The sequence below is a fragment of the Secundilactobacillus collinoides DSM 20515 = JCM 1123 genome (assembly GCF_001435975.1).
Lineage (GTDB): Bacteria > Bacillota > Bacilli > Lactobacillales > Lactobacillaceae > Secundilactobacillus > Secundilactobacillus collinoides.
Map to the genome: position 1 here is coordinate 1 of NZ_AYYR01000110.1, position 355 is coordinate 355.

Genomic DNA, 355 nt, shown 5'->3' on the forward strand with positions numbered 1-355 from the left:
AGAACGACTGCGTGTTCTGCACACCATTGAGGACCATAAATCGCGCCTTTATAAGGTCTTGAAGTCCCAGTGGAAACTGCTCCATAAGGATCAGAATGACCTGAACACTAGTCGGCCCGTCTTCCTACGGGGCATCAATGAATATATGACCCAACAGAACGCGGTGGACTTAGCACTCTCCGATGATCCACGTCTCGCCAGTGCCTACCAGAGCTATCAAGACCTGTTGGCCGATATTCGCGGTCACCGCGTCCAAGATCTTGGAACGCTCCTCAATAACTACCAGCCAAAACATGCAACCATGGACACGGCCATGACCTCCCTTAAGAAAAACTACCAAGCCGTGATCAACAGT

1 pseudogene is annotated in these 355 nt (G+C 50.7%); it reads left to right on the forward strand.

Features of this window, described 5'->3' with window-relative positions:
* Positions 1–355 (forward strand): annotated as a pseudogene (locus FC82_RS14295) (ISL3 family transposase); the annotation flags it as partial.